This window comes from Clostridium tertium, assembly GCF_017873245.1.
Lineage (GTDB): Bacteria > Bacillota > Clostridia > Clostridiales > Clostridiaceae > Clostridium > Clostridium tertium.
The window spans coordinates 161,313-183,301 of sequence record NZ_JAGGJY010000002.1 but is presented as its reverse complement, the minus strand read 5'-3'; the positions used below and the strand labels follow the sequence as shown (position 1 = coordinate 183,301).

Genomic DNA, 21,989 nt, shown 5'->3' with positions numbered 1-21,989 from the left:
AGATATAAATTGGGGAGGAATTTAAATTGAAAAAATTATTAGTAGTTATTGATTATCAAAAGGACTTTGTTAATGGAACATTGGGATTTGAAAAGGCTATATCTTTAGAAAATGGAATTTATGATAAGGTAAATAAATATCTAAAGGAGAATAATAAGGTATTATTCACTTATGATACGCACTTAGATAATTATTTAGATACTAGAGAAGGAAAAAACTTACCTGTTGTTCATTGCCTAAGGGGGACTGAGGGTCATGGACTATATGGAAAGTTAAAAGAGTTTTCATATAAAGAAAATACAATTCATTATGAAAAATATGGATTTGGAATGGCACCAATTGATATGATTAAGCTTGCAAGTGAAATAGGTGATGATATCAATGAGATAGAGATAGTTGGAGTAGTTACTAATATATGTGTAATAAGTAATGTGGTAATGTTTCAGTCACAATTTAGAAATGCAGAGGTAGTAGTTGATGGAAGCCTTTGCGCTAGCTTTGATGAATCATTACATGAAAAGGCTTTAGATGTAATAGAAGGATTACAAGGTAAGGTAATAAACAGACAAAAATAATTTAATCTTTTTGTTTATTACCATGGTACAGTTGGCTCTGGAAGTGAATATCATAGTCATGAAAGGAGTTGATAAAAAAATGTCTTTGGAAAGAATTGATTATTACAGAGACTTACAACCATTACATGATAAATGCAAAAGGCTTATATCTTTTCATGTTATTATTACATTGTCAGATGGAAGTACACTTGACGGAATTATTGAGGATGTAGATAGAGAGCGTATTATAATATTGGTTGGAGAAGATGTAATGGAATCAGAAAATGAAAATGAACCTGAGCAACAACGCCAATTCCCTGGAGGAGGCCGTCAAAGAAGAAGATTTAGACGCTTTAGGAGGAGAGGTTTTCCACTAGGTAATTTAGCTGCAGTGGCTTTATTAGGCTATCCTTATTTTATTCCACCATTCCCATTTTTCTATACTTTCTAGATTTATTAGAGAAAACACTTAATTAAAAAAGACTTAATTAGAAATATAATTAGAAATAGAAGAACATAAGTATTGTTGTTATGCACGGACAACAGATTTTCTAATAATAACTGGAAGCGATTTTTTATTTAAAAATTGTTTTCAGTTATTATTTTATATCTAGAATATTTTATTTAAAAAGTTTATATAAAAGTTATTTAAATTGATTCCACATATTGACATTTTGTATTCAACAACATATAATGAGTTATAATATAACTCATAGGAGGCGAAGCATATATGAAATTTGATATGCTGTATCTAATTCAATTAGTTTCTATTTTTAGTATTGCAACTTACATATATATATGCTTTAAAGGCTATGTTTATAAGAATAAGGGGAAATTTAATAAAGTCATTTTTAATAATTTGATTAACAAAGAAAAATTGGATTTTTCTAAAAATTTAAATTCTGATAAATATAAAACCTATGAGAAAATAGATATATGGCGATATTGTACTTTATTTTAAAATGATGTCTTATAAATTAATTTTAAATTGTTTAAATAATTAGGAGGATTTTTATGGACATCATTATAAATATATTTAAAACTATGATAGAGTTTGCCTTTCAAATAACAGGGGATTGGGGGATAGCTATAGTATTGCTAACAATAACTGTAAAGCTATTAATGCTACCTTTTTCTATAAAACAAAGAATTGCTATGAAAAAGCAGATAGTTTTTTCTAAGGAAATAGAGGCTGTTAAGAAAAAGTATAAAAATAATAAAAAAAGGCAAGATGAGGAGTTAAATAAGCTTTACTTAAATAACTCTAAAGGAATGTTTGGATGTTTTCTTTCATTATTACAATTGCCAATAATATCGGGATTATATATGTCTATATCAAGGCTTCCAGTTGAAGCTATGACAATGCTGATTCCTTGGGCTATAAATATAGGTAGTACAGATGATAAGTTTATTGTTCCATTAATATATACTATAGTTTCCATATTACCAAGTATAATTTCATACTTGAAGATTTTTAATAGTAATGAAGAACCTATAAGTATAAAATCTATTATTCCAATGTTAATATTTGGATTAGTTATAACAGTAAAAGCACCTATAGGACTTGGAATTTACTTTATAACTTCAAGTATATTCACATTATTAGAGGATATTGGTTTTAAAATATATAGTAAAAACAAAGTTTTCGCTTAAATTAAAAAGGAGTTAAAGTTTTGCTTTAAATCCTTTTATTATTTTAACCAGCTTTTATAAAACTTAAGGTTTCGTAAGAAATTTTTATAAGAGTCGTAAGGTGTGTAATTTAAAATTAGCACTATAAGGTTAGAAGAGGAGTGTAAAACATGAAAAGAGGATTAAAAAGATTTTTAATATTTATTTTAGTAGGTTTTGGAGTATTGTACTTATCAAAAAGTGATATTTTATTTACAAAGGGTTTAATTTATAATGAAAATAAGAGTAATTTAAATAAGAGTGATAAGCTATCAAATGGAAATAATATTAATATAAATAATGATGTTGATTTAAATGACTATTTACTATTAGTAAATAAAGATCATGAATTAAGTAAAAATTATAAACCTAAAAATTTAATTATTCCTGATATTCCATTTACTGATTCAGTAAATAATGAAGAAAAATACGTTGCAGGAGTTATTGCTAAGCCATTAGAAAATTTAATTAATGAAGCTAAATATGAAGGTATAATATTAATAGGAAATTCAGGTTATAGATCCTATAAGTCACAAAAAAATACATTTAATGATAGAGTAAAATCTCAAGGAATAGAAAATGCTAATGCATATGTTGCTAAGCCTGGATTTAGTGAACATCAAACAGGGTTATGTATTGATATCACTAATGAGGAAAATTTTTTGATTCAAGGAACAAGAGAAGGAGATTGGCTTGCAGAAAATTCTTATAGGTTTGGGTTTATTATAAGATATCCATTAGGAAAGGAAGATATAACAGGAATTGAGTATGAGCCTTGGCATATAAGGTATGTAGGTGAAGAAGCTGCTAAATATATATATGAAAATGGAATTACCTTGGAGGAATATTTAGGAAGATAGTTATTTAGATGGAGGGCAAATGAATAATAATATATTGGTGATAGATGATGAAAAGGAAATAAGGGATTTACTAGAAATAAATCTTAAAAATGAAGGATATAATGTTTTTAAGGCAAGTAATGGCGAAAAAGCATTAGAAATATTAGATAAAGAAGAAATTCATTTAATGGTTTTAGATATAATGATGCCGGGTATGGATGGATTAGAAGTTTGTAGGAGGGTGAGGGAAAAATATAATATACCAATACTTATGTTAAGTGCTAAAACAGAAGATATGGATAAAATACAAGGAATTATGACAGGTGCTGATGATTATGTATGTAAGCCATTTAACCACTTAGAACTTACAGTTAGGATAAGAGCATTACTTAGACGAGCATACTTTTTAAATACTAAAATTCAAACTTTAGATAATATAATAAGAATTGAATCGATGATTATAGATAAAAGTAAACATAAGGTAACAATAGATGATAATGAGGTGTCATTAACGGCAAGGGAATTTGAAATTTTATATTTGTTAGCGTCAAATAGAGGAAGAGTTTTTAGTACAGAAGAAATATTTGAAAAAGTTTGGAAGGAGAGATACTACCAATCTAATAATACTGTAATGGTACATATGAGTAGACTTAGAGACAAATTAGAGCAATATATGGAGGGAAATAAAATAATTCATACTGTATGGGGAGTTGGTTATAAAATTGAAAAATAAAAGGATATATAGAGTATGGCTATATTCAGTAACTGATATAGTAATTTCTTTAATATTAACTGCCTTGACTTTTTTTATTGTAAAAATTATATTAAATTATTTATACGTAAACAATGAATATGAATTTGTATGGCATATTTGGAGGCTTTGGCGGTTTATAAAGTATGAATTTTTAGATGGATTTATAGCTATAATTATAGGAATAGCAATATTTACAATATTTTATTTATTGGTAACTTATAAAAAAGCTAAGAGTTTAGTAGCTATAATAAATGAGACCGAAATTATAGCTAAAGGGGATTTAGATAGATCAATACAAGTTAATTTTAAAGGGGATATGAAAGTCTTAGCAGAAAATATAAATAGTATTTCAAATCAACTTAAAAATAGAACGATAGAGGAAAGAAAGGCTCAAAAAACTAAAAATGATTTAATAACAAATGTATCACATGATTTAAGAACTCCATTAACTTCAATAATGGGGTATTTAGAAATTATTGATAGTGATAAATATTATGATGAAGTAACTCTTAGATATTATGCTAATATAGCATATGAAAAATCAAAAAGTTTAAACTTACTTATAAATGATTTATTCGAACTTACTAAAATGCAAAATAACACTATAAAATTAGATAAAAATGATATTAATTTAGTTGAGTTATTAGGTCAAGTGGTTGCTTATTTTGAAGTACAATTTAAAAATTCAAATATGGAATCAAGGGTTAACTTTTCAGATGATAAGTTGATTGTTAATGCAGATGGAGGAAAATTAGTTCGAGCATTTGAAAATTTATTATCTAATGCAATTAAATATGGTGAAGACGGTCATTATGTTGATATAGTTACAAAGGCTGAGGAAGAAAATGCTGTAGTTCAAATTATAAATTATGGGCAGTCTATACCATCAGTGGATTTACCATATATATTTGATAGATTTTATAGGATAGAAAAATCAAGAAATAGCAATATAGGTGGCTCGGGATTAGGTTTATCTATAACAAAAAATATTATAGATCTTCATAATGGAAATATATCTGCATATAGTGATGATTATAAGACTATATTCGAAGTAAGATTACCAATAAAACTAATTTAAATAATAAATAATTATTATGTAAATAATCTGTTTTGTAAAAAAATAGTATGTGTTAAAATATATATAAGTTTAATGAATAGATTATATGTAACTAAAGAATGTATCTAATTAATAGTGCTTAAGTATGGTTAGCATTAAAAAATATTTAGGTAAACAATAAAGTTTAGACTTTTAAAGGGATGAGAGTAATGAATGAATTTAAGGTTAGTGATTTTCTAAAAAGAGTTTCAGTAATAATACTGGTAATTTTGATTGTGAATGGACCACTAGTTGCTTATGCTAGAGCCGGAGGTGGTGGAGGCGGCGGCGGAGGTGGTGGAGGTGGCGGCGGAAGTAGTAGTTCATCTCACGGGGGTTCAGCCGGTGGAAGTTATAGAGGAAGAAGTAATCCAATAGCTTCAATAATTAATCTTAGCATGTTTGCTATCATTGGATCAGCAGGAACAATTGTTTTAAAGGTAAGACTTAGCAAAAAGAAAGCAAAAAGTATTTCTGCTATAAAAAATTTATCTAAGAGGGATTACAATTGGGATTATGATAATATAAAGAATGATATTGAAGAAGCATTTTATAAAGTTCAAGTTGCTTGGATGGAAAGAAATCAAGATTTAGCTAAAGAATATATGAGTGAAAAACTATACATAAGGCATAGATCAAAAACAGAATGGATGAAAGTAAGAAAAGAAAAAAATATACTAGAAAAAATGAAACTAGTAAGTGCTATTCCTATTGCATTACAGGATAAGGATGGAACTAATGAAGATTCCTTATGGGTTCATATAAAGGCAAAATCAATTGATTATACAATAAAAGAGGAAACAAATGAAATAATAGAAGGCAATAAGTATAGAATTACTCATTTTGAAGAGTATTGGAAATTTATAAAAAATGAAAAAAGATGGGTATTAGATGAAATAAGGCAAATTGATGATATTAATAATTTGGATATCTTTGATATAAATATCAAAGATAAAGAATCTAAGTAACATTAAATATTTTATCTCATTAAAAAGAATCCACCTATAATATTTTTATTGTAGGTGGATTTTTTTAGTTCACTGAAGCTTTAGTAGAAGTATTATGTATTTAAAGTAGTTACTTTAAATCTCTTTTTAGTAACTACAAAAGTTATAAAATTTTTTGAAAAAATAGAAATTTAAAATATATATTAATTAAAAAGTATATATTAATTAAAAAGTCTTAACTTTAGTAACAAATAAAAACTTATATTATTAATATTTTTATAAATTTAATGACTATGATTAATATTATTTGTAATGTATAATATGAAGTATTACATATATGAGTAACATTAGTAGCAAGGAGAAGGAAAATGAACATTATTATAGTCGGTGCAGGTAAAGTAGGATATACCTTAGCCAAATATCTATCTACAGATGGAGATAATATAACTATTATAGATAATAAAGATGCAGCTTTAGAACATATTAATAACAATTTAGATGTAATGTGTGTTAAAGGAAATTGTACTAGTTTAAAGGTTCTTGATGAAGCAGGAATAAGAGGTGCTGATTTATTAATTTCAGTAACTGATAGTGACGAATTAAATATGCTTTGCTCTTTAGCATCTAAGAAGTTAGGAGTTAAGCATACTGTAGCCAGAGTTAGAACCCCAGATTATGATGAAGATATAACTTTACTAACTGAAGCTGTAGGAATAGATTTAGTAATAAATCCAGAAAAAGCTGCAGCAATAGAAATAGCTAAGTTAATTAAATATCCATCAGTATGTAGTATAGATAATTTTTCCGATGGTAAAGTAAATTTAGTTGGATTTAAGGTATCTGATGATACAGCTCTTGAAGGTAAAAAAATAAGTGATATTACCTTTATTAGAGGAAATGTACTTTTTTGCGGTATTGAGAGAAATGATGAATTTATAATGCCTAAAGGAGACTATATTTTTCATAAAGATGACAGAGTATATGTTATAGGTGAACATAAAGACATTCAAAATTTATTCAATAAATTAGGTAAATATAAGAAAAAGGTAAAGAGAGCCATGGTTATAGGTGGGGGTAAAATAGGATATTACCTTGCTAAAATTATTGGTGAAGTTGGAGTTAATTGTAAGATAATAGAAAAGGATCTGAATATTTGTGAAGAGCTTAATAATCTTTTACCAAACTCTATAATAATTAACGGAGATGGTATGGATGAAGAGTTATTATTATCTGAAAGTTTACTTGAAGTTGATAGTTTTATTACATTGACAGGAAGAGATGAAGATAATATAATAGCTTCTCTTTTAGCTAGTAGTAAGTCTGTAGATAACGTAATAACTAAAATAACAAGAGATAATTATAGAGAAATAGGAAAAACTGTAGGAATAAATTCTATAGTAAATCCAAAGTTAGTTACTGCATATAAGATATTAAGATATGTAAGAACTTTAAGAAGTAAGAAAAAATGCTCTATAGAAAATATATATAGGATTTGTAATGATAAAGCAGAAGCAGTAGAGTTTGTAGTTGGCAATGATACAAAGAATATAAATATAAAATTTAAAAATGTAGAGTTTAATCAGGATATTTTAGTAGCTACAATTGTTAGAAATAATAAGATAATCATTCCAACAGGAGATGATTATCTAAAAGCAAATGATAGAGTAATTATTATAACTAAGAATATGAAACTTTTAAGTATTGATGACATCTTCTCTGGAGGTGGCAGATACTATGAACTATAAAATGGTTCTAAAGGTTTTAGGAAATGTATTGTTATTCGAGTCAATTCTTTTACTAATTCCTTTGGGAATAGCACTAGCATATGGAGATGGAGATAGTTTTTCATTTTTAATAACCATTATTTTGATGATGCCAATAGCTTTATTGTTAAGAAGAATAGAAGTTAAAGAAAAAGGCATATATGCTAAAGAAGGATTTTTGACTGTAGGTTTAACATGGATTGTAATAGCAGCCTTTGGAGCCTTACCATTTGTTATAAGCGGAGCAATGCCATCTTTTATAGATGCATTTTTTGAAACAGTCTCAGGCTTTACAACAACAGGTGCTACAATTTTAACAGAAATTGAATTATTACCAAAAGGAATATTATTTTGGAGAAGCTTTACTCATTGGATAGGTGGAATGGGATTCTTAATTTTTATATTAGCATTAGCACCATCATTAGGGTCTAATACAATATATTTATTAAGAGCAGAAAGTCCTGGGCCAAATCCAGGTAAAATAGTTCCTAAAATAAGTGAAACTGCTAAAATTTTATACATAATATATTTTATTTTAACTATAATACAGACGATTTTATTAATGGCATCAGGACTTTCAGCATATGATGCTATAATACATGCATTAGGAACTGCAGGAACAGGTGGTTTTTCTAATATGAATACAAGTGTTGCTGCTTTTGCTAGTCCTTCTGTTGAATGGATAATAACAATATTTATGATATTATTTGGAATTAATTTTGCATTATATTTTCAAGTAATAAGAGGAAATATTAAAAACTTCTTTAAAAGTGAAGAACTAAAATATTATTTATTAATGATTTTTATATCTATAATATTTATAACAGTAAATATTTTGGATTTTAATAATGGAAATTTAAATGAATCAATAAGACAGTCATCATTTCAAGTTGCATCAATAATTACAACGACAGGATATGCAACTGTAGATTTTAATTTGTGGCCAACGCTTAGTAAAATGATAATTATGATGCTTATGATAGCTGGAGCAATGGCAGGTTCTACTGGTGGTGGAGTAAAAACAATAAGAATAGTAATAATGCTAAAAGCTATAAGACGTGGTATAGATAAAATATTACATCCTAAAAGAATACAAAGTGTTAAGATAGATGGAAAAGTAGTAGATGAAGAAACTATATCTGGAGTATTTTTATTTATAGGAGCATATATTGTAATTGCATTAATTGCTATGTTTATTGTTTCATTTGATGGATTTGATTTAATTACAACATCAACATCTGTACTAACTGCTATAAGTAATGTAGGTCCTGGTTTTGAAATGGTTGGACCAATAGGTAACTTTTCAGCATTTTCACCATTAAGTAAAATAATACTATCTTTTTGTATGCTTGCTGGTAGATTAGAAATATATCCGATGCTAATTATGTTTAGTACATCAATTTGGAAAAAGACTTATTAAATAAAATTCGATATAAATTAAGGATATCTAAAGTAAATAGCTTTAGATATCCTTTTTTTATTAACTTAAGTTTAAAAAGGAAGAAGGAAATTTAAAATGTGAACTAGTTTACTGTAAACTGAATAGAATAATACGAAGAATATTCCTTAATATTTCTATTTAGATTTTTATCAAATGAATAATTGAAATGAGTGGTAAATTATGTTTAACGAGAGAAGAATGTTTTGTAAATACATTGGTTCAGGTTCATCAAGAAATGTATTTGACTTGGGAAATGGATATGTGATGAAAGTAGCAAAAAATTTAGCAGGAATAGCGCAAAATAGGGTGGAATATCAAATTTCGTCAATGGATTCCTCGGATTTGTTTGCTAAGGTTATGCAGGTCTCTTCAAATTTTAATTATCTAGTAATGCAAAAAGCAGATAAAATAAACAGTATTACTGATATTCTTTACTATTTTAATGTTAGAAGTATTGACGAACTCTTTAGTTTGAGGGAATTTCAGAATATTGTATATAGATATAATTTATTAGCAAATGATCTATGCAGGACTAGTAGTTGGGGAATAGTTAATGGGGAACCAGTCATTATTGATTATGGTTTCACAAGAGAAGTTAGTGCAAGATATTATTAAGGAGTACAGTTAAGAGTGTAAAATAGTATTAAACATTTATAATATCTGTTTATGAATTTTACACTCTCTTAAATATGAATTAATTATTATTTACTAGTTTAACTTTAACCACCAAGAGTAATATCTTGATCATTATACCAATTTAAGGCACTATAGAAGTCTTGAGAATTAAAATCAGGCCAATATGTATCTATTACGTAAAAATCTGAATAAACAGATTGTACTGGCAAAAATCCGCTAAGGCGTCTTCTTCCTCCCCATCTTATTATAAGATCAATTCTAGAAATATCTTCTGAATGAATACAAGGTAAAATATGTTTTTTAGATGAGTCTGATTCTTTTAATAAATTTAAATCCCATTCCCATCCATAATGAATTAAAAAATTTACTTTGATACCTCCATCTCCAAATTTTTGTCTTGTTATAAAAGGAAGTAACTCCTGTGGAAAGACATCAGATTCAGTATTTCCAATTACTAATATTTCACAATCTTCTTTGGTTAAAAGCATAACAGAATCAATGCAAGCTCTTATAAATGCTTTTTTTTGTTCAGAAGGACGTTTAGTATTATCTATGGTAAAGCCATAAAATGTTATTTCTTTAATATTTTCCTTCTGACAAAGTTTAAATACTTCAAGTCCTGGATTAATTCCATGTGAATATCCTTTATCTTTACTTAAATTATTTGAAAGTGCCCAACGTCTATTTCCATCAGGAATTATTCCAATATGTTCTGGTATTCTCATATATCCTCCATAAAAGTAAAAATTAATAATAGTATTTTATCCAGAAGAATATAAATTAGTCATAAATTTATATATATTAGTAAAATTTAAATAATTAATAGTGCTTTTTGTTTTTTACTGTAGAAAAAAGCAATATCATTGAGTATAATTGTTTTATGAAACCCTATGTTAAATTATAGTGTAACTAAAAGGAATCGTAATAAAAAGAATACAAATAAATACAGAATGAATAATTTATTTTATGGTTAGGGGGATGCAATGGGTGGAAAATTGAAAAAAGTGATGTTTTCATTCATAATATTTTTATTTATTATCTTAAATTTTCAAGTCCCTATAAAGGCTGAATCAGGTAAAAAGATATTAATTTTGAATTCATATAGTGAAGAATTACAATGGACTAGAGATATTCAAGAAGGTATAGAAAAAACTATAGAAGTAAATGATAATTTATTAGTATATTATGAATATATGGACTTAAAAAATAATAGCGGTGAGGCATATATAGGTATATTAAATAAACTTTATACTGAGAAATATAAGAATACTAAATTTGATATAATTATATGTTCAGATAATGATGCACTAAATTTTATGATTAACTATGGAGAGGATATTTTTGGAGATATTCCAGTTGTGTTTTGTGGAATAAATAATTTTAATGATGAAATGCTTCAAGGAAAGTCAAATTATACAGGAGTAGTAGAAGCTATAGATGTAGAGTCAACAATAGATAGTATATTATTTTTTCAAGAAAATGTAAAAGATATCATTATTATATCAGATTCTATGCCTTCTGGAAATTTTAATGAAGAATTAGTTAGAAAATCAATATCTAAATATAGCTATGATATTAATTTTAATTTTTATAGAGATGTTGATGTTTCGAAAATTTTAGATAAAAGAAATACTTTAAATAAAGAAATAGCGATTTTAATAGTAGGACAACTAAAATCAGAAAATGGTAACTATGTTCCTTATGATGAAATTAACGTCTCTCTAAAAGAATTGAATATACCCATCTATGTATGTTGGGATTTTTTATTATCGAATAATATTGTTGGCGGAAAAGTAATAGATGGATATAGTCAAGGAAAAATTTCAGCAGAGATGGCCTTAAATATTTTAAATGGGGAAAATGTACAAAATGTACCTATTCAAAGAGAATCACCTGGCAAATTTGTATTTAATTATAATGAATTAAGAAAATATAATATATCTATAGATAAGATTCCAAGTAACTATAATATTATAAATAAGCCTTTTTCATTTTATAATACATATAAACTTCAAATATATATAGTTTCTATAATAATTTTGTCATTAGTAATTTTTATAGTAATATTAATTGTTAATATAAGGAAAAGAATTATAACTGAAAAAGAATTAAATAGAAATTATGATGAACTAAATGTTGTTTATGAAGAGCTTGCGGCTACAGAAGAGTCTTTAGAAATGCAATATAATGAAGTACAAGCTAGTGAGGAAAGATATAAACTTGCTGTTGATGGAGCAAATGATATAATTTGGGAATATGATTTTAGAAATAAAGAACATTATTTATCAAATAAATTTGAAGGATTACTTGGATATACAATTTATAATTCAGAAAATTTAATAGATACATTTAAAAAAATAATATTAAAGGAAGATTTGGGAAAAGTATTATTATTGTTTGAGGAACATTTAAATAGAAAATCTTCTTATTTTTATGTTGAATGTAGAGTAGTTGACATATTTAATAATATTAAATGGGTATTTATAAGAGGTAAAGCACTAATTGATAGCGAAAATAATCCTGTAAAGATTTCTGGATCCATTTCAGATATTACTGAGAGAAAAAAGGCAGAGGAAAAAATTGAAACTTTAGCTTTTTATGATCAGCTAACAGGTTTACCTAATAAGCATATGTTTTTAGATAAAATTGATGATGAATTATTAAGAGGTTTAAAAAATGAATATATTGGTGTAGCATTTTTAATCGATATTGATAATTTTAAAAATATAAATGATACGCTAGGGCATGATTATGGAGATGAATTTTTAAAATGCATAGCAAAAGAATTTATAAAACTTCTAGATAATGATGAATTTATATGTAAATTAGATGGAGATGAGTTTCTAATATTAATGCTTGATGTTAATGGAAAAGCAGAAGCAGAAGAGATGGCAAATAAAATTTTAGAATTATTTAAAAATCCATTTAAAGTTAAAGAAAAAAATATTTTTACAAGTGTAAGTATTGGTATAAGTATTATTCCAAATGATGCTAGAAATAAATCAGAGCTTCTTAAAAATTCAGATATAGCTATGTATAAAGCTAAAGAAAATGGTAAAAATAGGTATTTGTTTTATCGTGAGAGTATGGCTAAAGATATAGTTAGGAAATCTCAATTACTAGATGGACTTAGAAATGCTATTTGTAAATCAGAATTTGAATTGCTATATCAACCTCAAATAAACATGAATGACTCCAAAGTTATAGGTGCAGAAGCTTTATTGAGATGGAGAAGCAATTCTTTTGGAAATGTTTCGCCAATAGAATTTATACCACTTGCAGAACAAAGTGAATTAATAATATCAATTGGGAAATGGGTTTTGAAGAATGCTTGTATAAAGAATAAGGAATGGATTGATAAAGGAATTACTCCAATGACTATAGCTGTTAATGTTTCAGTTATCCAACTGTATCAAAGTAATTTTTTAAATACAGTAAGAGATATATTAGATGAAAGTGGATTACCAGCAGAATATTTGGAAATTGAAATAACAGAAAGTATAGTTATGAATAACATAGAAGAAAATTTAAAGGTACTTAATGACATAAAAGACTTAGGCGTTAAAATAGCATTAGATGATTTTGGAACTGGATATTCATCTCTTAGTTATTTAAGATTACTTCCAATTGATAAGCTTAAATTAGATAAATCATTTATAGATAACATACACATAAGTGAAAATGATAGGGTAATAGTTGAATGTATAATAAAGCTTGCACATGAAATGAATATACTTGTTGTTGCAGAAGGTGTGGAAATAAAAGAACAGTTTGATATTTTATATAAAATGGGTTGTGATAGAATACAAGGATACTATTTTAGCAAACCTATTTCACCAGATAAATTTGAGTTGATTATGAAATGAAGAGTATTAAATAATGCTCTTCATTTTTTATATTAAAATAGAAAAATAACAATACTTTTAAAAGTAAGTAATTTATTTAATTTAATAATAAAATAAATTAAAAATATAATATGTAAAATATTTACATTAAAGATTAGGTGTGATAGACTTTATGTAATGATATTTCGTTTTAAATTTATAATGATGAAATAAAATCTATAAAGGTTTGTAATAACGTGAAATACTGCAATTAAACTCTGATATATTAATTTCAGGGGTTAAAATATATTTATAAAATATTTTAATAGGGGGATGTTTTATGAGTAAAAAAGTAAAAATGAGAATTGCTAGTTTATTAATTGCTATTTCTATTTTAATTAACTTTATTCCACCACTTAATGTAAAGGCTTTGGGGGACTTTGGTATTTCATCACCAATTATATCTAAAGCAATAAATAACTATAATTTTAATTTAGCACCAGGTGTTATTGAAAAAGGTTATACATTTGAAGATAGTACAGGTAAGAGAATGGAAAGCTTCGTAATAGAAATAGATACTAAAAATAAAAATGTAAGTATAGAAGCTTCGACTCCTAATGATGAAAGTGCATATGGATTACAATCAGTAAGAAAGCAAGCAGAAGCACTTTTAGCAAAAGGAGAGAATGTAGTTGCTGGTGTAAATGCTGATTTTTATAATATGGCAACAGGAGAGCCAAATGGTGTTTTAGTAAAAGATGGAGTAATAATTAAAAATCATCCAGAATCAAGGAAGTTTTTTGGAATATTAAAAGATGGTTCAGCAGTAATTGGAGATTATAATAAATTCAATGAAGTAAAAGATAATGTGGAGGAAGCTTTAGGCGGAAATGCTATATTAGTTAAAGAAGGACAAGTTTTTGAAACTCCTCAAACTGGAGCCGATAAAGAACCTAGAACTGCAGTTGGTATAAAAAGTAATGGAAACGTATTCTTTATAACTGTAGATGGAAGGCAGGAGCCATATTCAGCAGGATTATCAATGGATGATTTGGCGCAGTTAATGATTTCTATGGGTGCTATTCAGGCACTTAATTTAGATGGAGGTGGATCAACTACACATTTATCTAGAATACCTGGAACAGATAATTTAGAGGTTAAAAATAGACCATCAGATAACTCAGAAAGAAGTGTTGCTAATTCATGGATGATAATATCTAAGGAGCCTATTACCCATGAATTTAATTCAGCATATATTGAACCAAATGAAAGAAGCTTTACACCATATTCGGATATACAGTTTATCGCAAAAGGAATGGATGTATCTGGAGCTTCTGCTAGTTTACCGAAAGAAAGTTTAGAGTGGAGTATTTCTGATAATTCTTTTGGTGAAATAGACAGTAGCACTGGACTATTTTCGTCTACAGGTAAAGAAGGACAAGCGAAAGTATTATTAAGATATAAAGAAAATGTTGTAGGAGAGGCTAATTTTGAAATAGCAAAACCAGATGAGATTTATTTCTATAATAAAGAGGTAAGCTTAGATAAAAATCAAAGTAAAGATTTAGGGTTAAATACTTTATTTAATAAAAGAAATGTTAAATGTAATGAAGAAGATATAATTTGGGAAGTACCAGAAGGCATGGGAACAGTAGATAAGGATGGAATTTTATACTCATTTGATAAAAATTCTTCTGGAGAAATTAAAGCTACTTTAAAAGGGACAAATATATCTTCAAGTATAAATGTAACAGTAGGTCAATTACCAATAATATTAGAAGACTTTGAAAATGGATTAGAAAAATGGGGATTTTCTACAGCTAATAGAGGTGAAAGTGGTTCTTTAGAACTTACAAAATATCCGGAGGAACATACAAGATTTGATGTTCATTCTTTAAAGATAAATTATGATTTCACAAATGCACAAGTAGGGACTACTCTTGGTGTATATGCTGGTCCAGGAGAAAATATAGCAATTCAAGGAAGTCCAAAATCAATTGGTATGTGGATTTATGCTACCAAAGAGGCAAAGGGATACTGGCTTAGAATGAATTTAATAGCCGGAGATGGAAAAAGTAAAACCATTGATTTATCAAATCAAAATCCGGGAATTGATTGGGAGGGGTGGAAGTATATAGAGGCGGAAATACCTGATACTTTTATAGGACCGTTTTCTATACATCCAACTCAAGCAATAAGACTAATGTCATTAAAGTCAGGGCTTCCAGGAGATGGTCCTATGACTAAAGGAAGCATTTATGTAGATAATATTAGAGCTGTATATGGAAATAAAGTAGACGATTTATATGCACCTGTAATTGAATCTATTAATATAGCTGATAATGATTATAATAGAAATGACGTGAATATTACGGCTAGGTTATATGATTATGAAGATGATCAATATAAAACAGGAATTAATTGGGACAGAGTAAGAATATTAGTCGATGGAATTGATTATACGGGAAAAGAAGGCCATTTTTCTTATGATAAAGATGGAACTGTTTCTTTGTCAGGATATAAGTGGGCTGATGGAACTCATAGAGTAGAAGTAGTTGCTCAAGATAATTTTGGAAATGAAACTACTAAAACTGAGTATTTTAATATAGATACTAATTCATCAAAGATTACTATTGATTCTATTAATAATGAAGCAGTATTAGGAGGATATTTAGATTTAGCTTTAAAGTCTATTTCAGGGAATGAGATAAAAAATTTAAAGACAAAAATAAATATAGATAATGGATTTTTAGTAGAAAGTGTAGATTTTTCTAATTTATCTAAAAATGGTATATGGAACTACAATAGCGATTCAGGAGAGCTAGATATATATTGCGAAAATGAAGGCTTAACAAATGGAGAAAATATATTAGCTAATATAAAAGTTAAAATACCTAATACAGCTAAACTTGACTCAGATGTTAATTTTGAGATTATTAATTCATTGATGGAGTATACTCTTGAAAAAGAAGATAACTTTATAGCAACTTCATCTTCTAGAATAGGAAAAGTGCCAGTAGTTAGTGCATATAACATATCTATAGAAGAAATATTAGTAGGTAAGCCAGGTGTAATTAAGGTTACTGATGTTCTTGGTAATGCGGTTAAAGATGTAAATATAATTATGGAAAATGAAGATGGAAATAAACTTGATTTAGGCAAGACTAATTCAAAAGGTATACTTTCTAGCGATAAATTGACTAATAAAGTACAAAAGTTTTTTATATATGCTGAAAAGGAAGGATTATCCTCAATAAAAATTAAGATTCAATCTTATGCACCATTAAAAGATAAGATTCCTTCAAACATACTATTTGGAACTACGGAAGATGCTAAGACACAAAAATCAATATCTTGGATGTCTAATCCATTAACATCTAAAGATAAAGTAGTAGTTCAATATATAATGAAATCTAAATATAATTCAAAAGGATTATTACGAAATAAAATAAATACAAAGGAAGTGGAAGGAGAATATACAAATCTTACTTTTAGTGGTAATAGTGATATAAATTTGAATGGAGTAGTAAGATCAAACCAGATAAAGATAACAGGATTAGAGCCAGGAACAACCTATATGTGTAGGGTTGGTGATGGTGAAAATTGGTCCGAATTTATGGAGTTTACAACACTAGAGGATAAAGAAAATATGAAATTTATTATTTTGGGTGATACACAGTCTCCATCAGAACAGGGTTTATCAGAATTAGATAAAATATTGAATATAATTGAAAATGAGCATAGTGATTCTGATGCTATAATACACCTTGGAGATTTTATAGATGATTCATCATTGTTTAATCAGTGGAATTTTATAACTTCACTTTTGGGAAAGTATAATAGAGCTAACTCAATTGACATGATAAATGTTTTAGGAAATCATGAATATATGGGAGATCCGAGTGCGGACAAAGCAAAAAAAATATTTAATACTCCTACTAATGGAATTAAAGAAAATATTGGAGGAGTTTATTCAGTAGATTATAACGATATTCATTTTAGTGTAATTAGCTTTACATCTAATAAAGAATTACTTAAAAAGGAATTAGAATGGTTAAAAGAAGATATAAACAATTCAGATAAGAAGTTAAAAATATTATTAACTCATCAACCTCCATATTATACTAATCCGGACGGAGGAAATGAATTAATAAAAGAAATGTTACCACCTGTAGCTGAAGAATTAGGGATAGATTTAGTATTTTCAGGACATGACCATGCTTATGGCAGAACAAAGAGATTAAAAAATGGAATAGAGGATAAGAGCGGAACAATATATATAGTTGGTGGAACTACTGGACCAAAACATTATCAAGCTGTTAATGATGGAAGTTTTGAAGTGTATAATGATGAAAATACAGCCATATATACTACTTTAGAGTTTAATAAGGGTGATATTAGAGTTATTTCTAAAAAGCCTGATGGAACTATAGTAGATGATTTTAACTTGGATAAAAAGGCTCCAGAAATAACCATAAATGGAGTAGAAGATAATGGAGTTTATATAGACTCTAAAATTAAAATTGAAGCATCCGTTGATGAAGAAGCAGAAATAATAACAACATTAAACGGAAGCCCTTATAATGGAGAGGAAATAGCAAAGGCAGGAAAATATGAGTTTGCTGTAGAAGCTACTGATAAATCAGGAAACAAATCTACTAAAACCATTAATTTCATTATTAAAGAATCAGATGAGAGTGGTGAAAATAGTTCAGAAAATGGTGGAAGTAATAATGAAAACAATAATGGCAATAATGAAAATAATAATGGTAATAATGAAAATAATGTTGGTAGTGGCGAGCAGGTAGGTAACAATGAAAATAATAATGGATCTATAAATGAAAATAATTCGCTAGGAGAAAACTCGAAAGGAGAGCTTGTTCAAACTGGAGATTTATATAGCTCTAAGTTAATAATTATTATTTCATTGGCACTAATATTAATTGGAGTCACACTAAATAAAAAGTATAAAAAGAATTTAATCTAAAAATTATACCTCTAATCTTTTAATATAAGGTTAGAGGTACTCTTTTAGGGAAAACAAATTTATTTAAATTACTTTGAAATGATTTTAAAATAATTATTATATCAGATATTATTTGAACTTTTCTGGAAATTGTTTAATTATACCATCAGTAAGAACATCAGCAAAGTTAATCATATGATCTTCTCCTCTATCATATGCATCAATATCTGCTTTCCAATCTTTATTTAATCTAGCATTGACTGCTTCTAGAATTAAGTCTAAATGTTTATGTAGCATATTCTTTAAAATCTTGTTTGAATATTTAGGATTAGCAGAACTTAAGAAGTCGGCTATTTCGTTTACATTTTGATACCATAATTTATTATATTTTTCAAAATCATTCTTGTTCCCACTTTTAGATGCATCAAGAACTTGCCCAGCAAGTTTTATATGTTCTCTTAATAAAGAAGAGAGTTTATTTCCTGCTTCTTCACCATAATATGGCTTTATAGAGTTTCCAATATCATCTTGATTTTTAAGAAGTCTTTCTAAAACTGCTTCCCTATCTTCAAGAGAATCTATATCAGCTATAATATAATTTCTAGTCCATAGAACATGATCAATCCAGAGTTTTCTTTCATTCATTTTTAAATCACATTTTGATTTGTTTAGAGAATCTTCATTGAAACATGTGGTTTCTATGGCTTTAGCTTTTAAAGGAATGAAAAATAAATTTAATAGAAATAGTAGTAATAATGATTTTTTTAAAACTTTCATCATTTGTATATTCTCCTTTTGTTTATAGAATTCAATGTTAGTTTTTTCAAATATATACTGATATATACTCATAGTAATTTGGGGCTTATTGGAAAGGACATTTAAGCTAAATATAATTATTCAGTTATTTTAAAGCTAGGGTTTCATACAACTTGAACTGATATAGATAGTCATATTTTAGCATTTGTAAAGAAATAGGGTTTATATCTAATAATTATGGTATGAATTTGATAATTCTTAATATTTATATAGTTATGTTATAAAGAAAAATAGTAATAAATATGTATATAAAAATTAATTTTATAAGAATAAATTAGTATAATAATTGTAAATATGGTGTTGGTATGATAGTATAAAAATATATAAGAATTTCCTTATATATTTTTTGGTAAAGAACAATATTTTAATTAATATATTGTATAACTTTAAATATTTAACTAATGGAGGAAATGAATTAATGCTAAGTTTACCAAATTGCCCAAAATGTAATTCAGAATATACTTATGAAGATGGAAGTCTTTTAATATGTCCAGAATGTGCACATGAATGGACTTTAGACTCAGCAAATAATGAGCATGAAGATGAAAAAGTTGTAAAAGATGCAAATGGAAATATTTTGAATGATGGAGACTCTGTTACTATAATAAAGGATTTAAAAGTAAAAGGAAGCTCATCAGCATTAAAACAAGGTACAAAAGTAAAAAATATACGTTTAGTTGATGGAGACCATAACATTGACTGTAAAATTGACGGATTTGGTGCTATGAAGTTAAAGTCAGAATTTGTTAAAAAGATTTAATAAAGTATTGACAGAAAATAAAATTAGATATATTATATTAACAAATATATGGAAATAAAAATTCTATGAAGAGAAAAAGTAAGTTATTATTTTGTTCAACAGAGAGTTGGCATATGCTGAAAGCCAATGTTCAAAAATTAGCTGAAAATCATCTCTGAGAAGCAGTGCTGAACGGTTAGTAGGTATTGCCGGAGTCTTTCACCGTTAAAAGATAGGCGTATTGTTAGATACGTAGCTAAGTGCTATAAAAGGTTTATTATATTTATAAACTAATTTTATAGAATTAGGGTGGTAACGCGGATATTTCCGTCCCTTGTTTTTCAAGGGACGGTTTTTTTATTTCCTAAAAAGAGGGGGATTTTTATGGATATCGAAGGTGAGATTATTAAATTAAAAGTATAGAGACAGTTAATTAGGGGGAACATTAATATGAAAAATTTATCAAAAAGAGATTTATTATTTATAGGACTTATGCTTTTTTCTTTATTTTTTGGGGCAGGAAATTTAATCTTTCCTCCATTTATGGCTCAGGCAGCTGGGGAAAAAACTTGGATAGCTATGAGTGCATTTTTTATAACAGCAGTGGGATTTCCAGTACTAGGAGTGATAGCAGTAGCAAAATCTGGAGGATTGACTAATTTAGCAAAGAGAGTAAATCCAGTATTTGCAAGCATATTTACTGTGTTAATATATTTATCAATTGGACCAGGACTTGGAATTCCAAGGGCAGGTAGTTTACCTTTTGAAATGGCAGTAGCGCCATATTTACCAGAAAGTATGTCAATTAAGATATCTTTATTTATATATACATTTTTATTTTTTACAGTTGCATATTGGCTTTCACTATCACCAAATAAATTAGTAGATCGTATGGGGAAGGTATTAACTCCAACTTTATTACTTTTAATTATAGTTATGGTAGTGGGATCATTTATAAAGCCATTGGGTGAATATGGAGCTGCAACAAATGGTTATGAAATATCACCATTTTTTAAAGGATTTTTAGATGGTTATTTAACTATGGATACAATAGCAGCTTTAAATTTTGGAATAGTGATTGCTTTAGCAATAAAATCTAAAGGTATTAATGATGAAAAAACTATAGTTTCTTTATCTATAAGAGCAGGATTAATTGCAGGTGGTTTATTATCAGTTATTTATGCTTTACTTGCACATTTAGGTGCAGCAAGTGGGGGAAAATTTGGATTAACTGAAAATGGAGCTCAAACATTAACAAATGTAACTAATCATATATTTGGAAAACCAGGTGCAGTATTATTAGCTTTAATATTTACTTTAGCTTGTTTAACAACAAGTGTTGGACTTATTACTTCATGTAGCCAATATTTTTCTACTCTAACTAAGAAAATATCATATAAAAATTGGGTTAGAATATTAACTGTATCGAGTATGCTACTTGCTAATATGGGATTAACAAAAATTCTTAGTATATCAGTACCTGTATTAAATGCAATTTATCCAATAGCTATAATGCTTATAGTACTTTCAATGTTAGATTTTATATTTAAAGAAGATCATTTAATTTATAGTTTAACAATTTTATTTACAGGTATTGTTAGTATAATTGATGTGTTGGGACAAGTTGGAATTAAAATAGGGTTTATTACAAAATCTATTACTTTTTTACCTCTTTATAATGAAGGATTGGCATGGATAATTCCAGCTATAACAGGAATTGTTATAGGGCTATGTATTAAATTTGCTAAAGAATTTTTAAAAGAAAATAAGATTTTTTCAGAAAAAATAAGTGATTAGTATAATGTATAAAAAGTGATATGATATTTAATTTGAAAAATAAAATATAAAAAATAGAAAAGGAGCTTTATAAGTTCCTTTTTTGGAATAACAACCTCATATTTAATAAAGTATAAACTAATATATATTGAACATCATATTAATGT

At 27.2% G+C, this 21,989-nt stretch carries 16 protein-coding genes and 1 other annotated feature; of the genes, 14 read left to right on the top strand and 2 right to left on the bottom strand.

Annotated features, from left to right (window positions below):
- The first annotated feature begins 26 nt into the window (after positions 1–26).
- The 10 genes from J2Z25_RS03845 to J2Z25_RS03800 all read left to right on the top strand — a co-directional run bounded on the left by J2Z25_RS03845 (position 27) and on the right by J2Z25_RS03800 (position 9,680).
- On the top strand, positions 27–575 hold the full coding sequence (locus J2Z25_RS03845) for a cysteine hydrolase family protein (RefSeq protein WP_209738473.1): 549 nt from the start codon (positions 27–29) through the stop codon (positions 573–575).
- 58 nt (positions 576–633) lie between these two features.
- The gene (locus J2Z25_RS03840) at positions 634–1,005 is read left to right on the top strand and encodes a hypothetical protein (protein ID WP_316136668.1); all 372 of its coding nucleotides are present in this window, start codon (positions 634–636) and stop codon (positions 1,003–1,005) included.
- 563 nt (positions 1,006–1,568) lie between these two features.
- Positions 1,569–2,207, top strand: coding sequence for a membrane protein insertase YidC (gene yidC, locus J2Z25_RS03835; RefSeq protein ID WP_209738471.1), 639 nt, complete (start codon positions 1,569–1,571; stop codon positions 2,205–2,207).
- A gap of 149 nt (positions 2,208–2,356) precedes the next feature.
- On the top strand, positions 2,357–3,085 hold the full coding sequence (locus tag J2Z25_RS03830) for a M15 family metallopeptidase (protein WP_209738469.1): 729 nt from the start codon (positions 2,357–2,359) through the stop codon (positions 3,083–3,085).
- A 19-nt stretch (positions 3,086–3,104) separates the two neighbouring features.
- Positions 3,105–3,797 (top strand): response regulator transcription factor, encoded by a 693-nt coding sequence (locus tag J2Z25_RS03825; protein WP_209738468.1) that lies wholly within the window; start codon positions 3,105–3,107, stop codon positions 3,795–3,797.
- On the top strand, positions 3,787–4,896 hold the full coding sequence (locus J2Z25_RS03820; RefSeq protein ID WP_209738466.1) for a sensor histidine kinase: 1,110 nt from the start codon (positions 3,787–3,789) through the stop codon (positions 4,894–4,896). Before J2Z25_RS03825 ends, J2Z25_RS03820 begins: the two co-directional genes overlap by 11 nt.
- 188 nt (positions 4,897–5,084) lie before the next feature.
- A complete protein-coding gene (locus J2Z25_RS03815; protein ID WP_209738464.1) occupies positions 5,085–5,882 on the top strand; it encodes a Tim44 domain-containing protein in 798 nt (265 codons plus the stop codon).
- A 347-nt stretch (positions 5,883–6,229) separates the two neighbouring features.
- The gene (gene trkA / locus J2Z25_RS03810; protein WP_097033750.1) at positions 6,230–7,606 is read left to right on the top strand and encodes a Trk system potassium transporter TrkA; all 1,377 of its coding nucleotides are present in this window, start codon (positions 6,230–6,232) and stop codon (positions 7,604–7,606) included.
- Positions 7,596–9,044, top strand: coding sequence for a TrkH family potassium uptake protein (locus J2Z25_RS03805; RefSeq protein WP_209738462.1), 1,449 nt, complete (start codon positions 7,596–7,598; stop codon positions 9,042–9,044). Before trkA ends, J2Z25_RS03805 begins: the two co-directional genes overlap by 11 nt.
- 201 nt (positions 9,045–9,245) lie before the next feature.
- Positions 9,246–9,680 (top strand): hypothetical protein, encoded by a 435-nt coding sequence (locus tag J2Z25_RS03800; protein WP_008679970.1) that lies wholly within the window; start codon positions 9,246–9,248, stop codon positions 9,678–9,680.
- A gap of 104 nt (positions 9,681–9,784) precedes the next feature.
- Here J2Z25_RS03800 and J2Z25_RS03795 read toward each other — a convergent pair whose 3' ends face one another.
- A complete protein-coding gene (locus tag J2Z25_RS03795) occupies positions 9,785–10,426 on the bottom strand; it encodes an undecaprenyl diphosphate synthase family protein (RefSeq protein WP_209738460.1) in 642 nt (213 codons plus the stop codon).
- 258 nt (positions 10,427–10,684) lie between these two features.
- Between J2Z25_RS03795 and J2Z25_RS03790 the strand changes: the two genes are divergently transcribed.
- Complete coding sequence (locus tag J2Z25_RS03790; RefSeq protein ID WP_209738458.1) at positions 10,685–13,567, top strand: ABC transporter substrate binding protein; 2,883 nt, start codon at positions 10,685–10,687, stop codon at positions 13,565–13,567.
- Between the two features lie 298 nt (positions 13,568–13,865).
- Positions 13,866–18,512: a phosphodiester glycosidase family protein gene (locus J2Z25_RS03785; protein ID WP_209738456.1), complete on the top strand. Its 4,647-nt coding sequence runs from the start codon at positions 13,866–13,868 to the stop codon at positions 18,510–18,512.
- Positions 18,513–18,620: 108 nt separating this feature from the next.
- Here J2Z25_RS03785 and J2Z25_RS03780 read toward each other — a convergent pair whose 3' ends face one another.
- The gene (locus tag J2Z25_RS03780; RefSeq protein WP_209738454.1) at positions 18,621–19,271 is read right to left on the bottom strand and encodes a glycosyltransferase; all 651 of its coding nucleotides are present in this window, start codon (positions 19,269–19,271) and stop codon (positions 18,621–18,623) included.
- Positions 19,272–19,725: 454 nt separating this feature from the next.
- On the opposite strand from J2Z25_RS03780, the gene J2Z25_RS03775 reads away from it, so the two are divergent.
- A complete protein-coding gene (locus J2Z25_RS03775) occupies positions 19,726–20,067 on the top strand; it encodes a zinc ribbon domain-containing protein YjdM (RefSeq protein ID WP_008679957.1) in 342 nt (113 codons plus the stop codon).
- 56 nt (positions 20,068–20,123) lie between these two features.
- Positions 20,124–20,384: a binding site (T-box leader), on the top strand.
- A 112-nt stretch (positions 20,385–20,496) separates the two neighbouring features.
- Positions 20,497–21,843 (top strand): branched-chain amino acid transport system II carrier protein, encoded by a 1,347-nt coding sequence (gene brnQ, locus J2Z25_RS03770; RefSeq protein ID WP_209738452.1) that lies wholly within the window; start codon positions 20,497–20,499, stop codon positions 21,841–21,843.
- Positions 21,844–21,989: the final 146 nt, after the last annotated feature.

Coding starts and splice junctions, on each gene's coding strand:
- J2Z25_RS03840 (WP_316136668.1), top strand. CDS start 634: ATGAAAGGAGTTGATAAAAAAATGTCTTTGGAAAGAATTGATTATTAC.
- yidC (WP_209738471.1), top strand. CDS start 1,569: ATGGACATCATTATAAATATATTTAAAACTATGATAGAGTTTGCCTTT.
- J2Z25_RS03830 (WP_209738469.1), top strand. CDS start 2,357: ATGAAAAGAGGATTAAAAAGATTTTTAATATTTATTTTAGTAGGTTTT.
- J2Z25_RS03825 (WP_209738468.1), top strand. CDS start 3,105: ATGAATAATAATATATTGGTGATAGATGATGAAAAGGAAATAAGGGAT.
- J2Z25_RS03815 (WP_209738464.1), top strand. CDS start 5,085: ATGAATGAATTTAAGGTTAGTGATTTTCTAAAAAGAGTTTCAGTAATA.
- trkA (WP_097033750.1), top strand. CDS start 6,230: ATGAACATTATTATAGTCGGTGCAGGTAAAGTAGGATATACCTTAGCC.
- J2Z25_RS03805 (WP_209738462.1), top strand. CDS start 7,596: ATGAACTATAAAATGGTTCTAAAGGTTTTAGGAAATGTATTGTTATTC.
- J2Z25_RS03800 (WP_008679970.1), top strand. CDS start 9,246: ATGTTTAACGAGAGAAGAATGTTTTGTAAATACATTGGTTCAGGTTCA.
- J2Z25_RS03795 (WP_209738460.1), bottom strand. CDS start 10,426: ATGAGAATACCAGAACATATTGGAATAATTCCTGATGGAAATAGACGT.
- J2Z25_RS03790 (WP_209738458.1), top strand. CDS start 10,685: ATGGGTGGAAAATTGAAAAAAGTGATGTTTTCATTCATAATATTTTTA.
- J2Z25_RS03785 (WP_209738456.1), top strand. CDS start 13,866: ATGAGTAAAAAAGTAAAAATGAGAATTGCTAGTTTATTAATTGCTATT.
- J2Z25_RS03780 (WP_209738454.1), bottom strand. CDS start 19,271: ATGATGAAAGTTTTAAAAAAATCATTATTACTACTATTTCTATTAAAT.
- J2Z25_RS03775 (WP_008679957.1), top strand. CDS start 19,726: ATGCTAAGTTTACCAAATTGCCCAAAATGTAATTCAGAATATACTTAT.
- brnQ (WP_209738452.1), top strand. CDS start 20,497: ATGAAAAATTTATCAAAAAGAGATTTATTATTTATAGGACTTATGCTT.